Here is a 3,290-nt window from a genome sequence, read left to right on the forward strand (position 1 = left end):
GCCGACGCGGGCACAAGCATTCCCTCGCTGCGCACGAATGTCGAGCATCTGTCCGGCGGACAGCGCCAGGCGATCGAACTCAACCGCTTCGTTCACTGGGGCGGCAAGCTGGTGCTGCTCGACGAGCCGTTCGCGGCGCTCGGCGTGGAACAGACCCGGCGGGGCCTGGAGATGATCCGCCAGGTCGCCGCGCGCGGGATCGGCGTCATCGTCATCACCCACATCATGGAGCAGGCGTTCCGCGTCGCCGACCGGATCGTGGTGATCCGGCAGGGGACGGTCGCCGGCGACATCAGACGCAGCGAGACGACCCCCGAAGAGGTGATCGACCTGATCACCGGAGGAACCCTGTCCGGCGCCGGAGCGGAAGGGGAAGGGGAGAACCGTGGCCCGGCAAGCGAAGGAAAGGAGTCCAGGTTATGAGAAAGGCCGTGAAGACACTGATTGGGGCTGCCATCGCCAGCCTGACGCTCGCGACCTCGACGGTCGCCCAGGACAAGGGGACGATCTATTACATGGTGCCGACCCTGCTGGACGAGTTCCAGACGGAGTCGGTCAGCGCCATCGAGACCTTTCTTGGACAGGTCGGCTACGAGGTCGAGACGCTGAACGCGGACAACAAGACCGACCGGCAGCAAAGCCAGATGGACACCGCCATCCTGACCGACCCGGCGGCGATCGTGCTTGCCGCCGTCGACTTCAACGCGCTCGCGCCGTTCATCGACAAGGCGCGCGACGCCGGGATCCCGGTGATGATCTTCGACCGGCAGATCACCTCGACGGAGTCCGATTTCACCTCCGTCGCCGGCACCATCGAGATCGGTCACGTGGCCGCCGGCGAGATCCAGCGGCTTCTGGAAGAGAAGAACGGCTCGGTCTCGGGCACCGTGCTCCAGGTGCTCGGTGATCCCGGCGATCCCTACACGCTCGACATCCAGAAAGGCTTCGAGGAACGGATGGCGGAGTACCCGGACGTGGAGATCATCACCAAGCCGGCGATGCAGTGGGAGGCATCGAACGCCGGCGCGATCGTGTCCGACCAGCTGCAGGCCAACCCGGATATCGACCTGATCTTCGTGCATGCCGCGCACCTGGCCGTCGCCGCGGTGGCGTCGCTGGAATCGGCCGGCAAGGAACCGGGCGACGTGATGCTGGTGTCGTCGAACGGCGCGCCCGTTGGCTTGGACCTGATCCGCCAGGGCTGGGAGCAGGTCGAGGTCGAGCAGCCGCTCTATGCCCAGGCCGCCGCGCTGGCGATGTTCGCCGACAAGGTGGTGAACGGCGAAGAGATTGAGCCGGGCACCTACGACGTCCTCGGCCTGGAGTCCGAGCTGACGATCGAGGACTGGGGCCCGACCATCAAGATCCCCGGCGCCGCGATCACTGCCGAGAACGTCGACAATCCGCGTTTCTGGGGCAACCTCCAGGCGCCCGAGGGGCCGATCGAGCCCGTCGAGTAATCGCGGACACGCGAAGCGCCGGGCCGCCCGGGCGGCCCGGCGCCCTGCCCCAACAAGGTCTCCCCGATGTCACCAGCGCGGCGCGCCACCATAGAATTCCTGCTCGACAATCTTGTCTGGCTGATGCTGATCGTCGTGCTGACGATCTTTTCCCTGACGGTTCCGCATTTCTTCCAGTTCGGCATCTTCGCCAACATCTTCGAGCAATCCACCTTCGTCGGGGTAATGGCGATCGGGCTTGCGATCGTCATCATCTCGGGCAATCTCGACCTTTCGGTCGAGTCCACGGCCGCGCTCAGCGCCATGGTCACCGGGCTCTTGTTCGCCTCGAACGGCATCGGTCTGGGCATCGAGTTGCAGCCGGCCTGGCTGATGCTGCCGGTGTCGCTGCTGCTGGCGTTGGTGGTCGGCGGGATCATCGGCTTCATCAACGGCTTTTTCACCGTCCGCATCGGCATGGCCGCGTTTATCGTCACCCTGGCCTCGTTCATCTGGGTCCGTGGGCTTGTGGTCGCGATCTCGGGCGGGCGCAGCGCGCAAAGCCTGCACCCCTCGATCCGCGTCGTCGGAATGGAGGATATCCTGGGGATTCCGCTGCTCGCCTGGATCTCGGTCGGCTGCTTCGTGGTCGCTGCCCTGGTGATGGCCAAGACCCCGTTCGGCCGCTACGTCACCCTCGTCGGCGGCAACCAGGACGCGACCTTCCGCGCCGGCATCAACAGCAACCGGATCCTGTGGACCAGCTTCGTCGTGGCGGGGGTGCTCGCCGGGCTCGCGGGCTGGCTGCTGGCGATCCGCACGTCCGGCGCCACCGCGAACCTTGGCGTCGGCATGTTGTTCAACGCCTTCGCGGCGGTGGTGATCGGCGGCGTCAGCCTCAAGGGCGGGATCGGCCGGCTCCCCGGCGTCTATGCAGGCGTGCTGTTGATCTACTCGATCCATACGGCGATCAACCTGATGGGCCTGCCGGCACACTTTACCCAGATGATCCTCGGCGGGCTGGTGTTGGCGGCCGTGTTGCTCGACACGCTGAAACTGAAGCTGAGGGAGAAACTGTTATGAGCGGACGGCTGCAGGGCAAGGTGGCCCTGGTGATCGGCGGCGCGCGCGGCATCGGCGGCGCGGTCGCGGCCCGTTTTGCGCAGGAAGGGGCCGACATCGCCATCGCCGACCTCGACGACGCCGCGGGCGAACGGCACGCCGCCGACCTGGGCGGCCTCTACCTGCGCGCCGATGTCTCACGCGCCGAAGAGGCCGAGGCCGCCGTCGCGGCGACACTGGAGCGGTTCGGCCGGCTCGACGTCCTGGTGCAGAATGCAGGCATTTACCCGTGGACGCTGATCGAGAACACCAGCCCCGAAGAGTGGGACAGGGTCATATCCGTCAACCTGGGCGGCTGCTTTCACGCCGCGCGCGCCGCGGTGAAGCCGATGAAGGCACAGAAATCCGGCCGCATCCTGTTCACCTCGTCCATTACGGGGACGCATGTGACCAGCCCCGGGCACGGCCACTACTCGGCCACCAAGGCCGGCATCAACGGTTTCATTCGCGCCGCCGCGCTCGAATTCGCAGGCTACGGCGTGACGGTGAACGGCGTGGAGCCGGGCAATATCCTCACGGAAGGCATGAAGGCGCACCGCAGCGGCGAGTTCATCCAGGCGATGGCCGACGCAATTCCGTTGGGCCGTATGGGCACCCCGGAAGACGTGGCCAACGCCTTCCTTTTTCTCGCCTCGGACGAGGCAGCCTTCATCACCGGCACGACGATCATCGTCGATGGCGGCCAGCTCCTGCCTGAAGGCAACGACTTCAGGATCAACCCCGAATGAC

Annotated in this window: 4 protein-coding genes; all 4 read left to right on the forward strand. The window is 66.1% G+C overall.

Annotated features, from left to right (window positions below):
- On the forward strand, positions 1-423 hold a 423-nt coding region (locus P1J78_RS24405; RefSeq protein WP_510177809.1), incomplete at its 5' end, for a P-loop NTPase family protein.
- Between the two features lie 8 nt (positions 424-431).
- Positions 432-1,460: a sugar ABC transporter substrate-binding protein gene (locus P1J78_RS24410; RefSeq protein ID WP_275569977.1), complete on the forward strand. Its 1,029-nt coding sequence runs from the start codon at positions 432-434 to the stop codon at positions 1,458-1,460.
- Positions 1,461-1,526: 66 nt separating this feature from the next.
- Positions 1,527-2,522, forward strand: a complete 996-nt coding sequence (locus P1J78_RS24415; RefSeq protein WP_275569978.1) for an ABC transporter permease — start codon at positions 1,527-1,529, stop codon at positions 2,520-2,522.
- Complete coding sequence (locus tag P1J78_RS24420; protein WP_275569979.1) at positions 2,519-3,289, forward strand: SDR family oxidoreductase; 771 nt, start codon at positions 2,519-2,521, stop codon at positions 3,287-3,289. The genes P1J78_RS24415 and P1J78_RS24420 overlap by 4 nt, the downstream gene beginning before the upstream one ends.
- Position 3,290: the final 1 nt, after the last annotated feature.

This window comes from Psychromarinibacter sediminicola, from assembly GCF_029168335.1.
Classification (GTDB): Bacteria; Pseudomonadota; Alphaproteobacteria; order Rhodobacterales; family Rhodobacteraceae; genus Psychromarinibacter; species Psychromarinibacter sediminicola.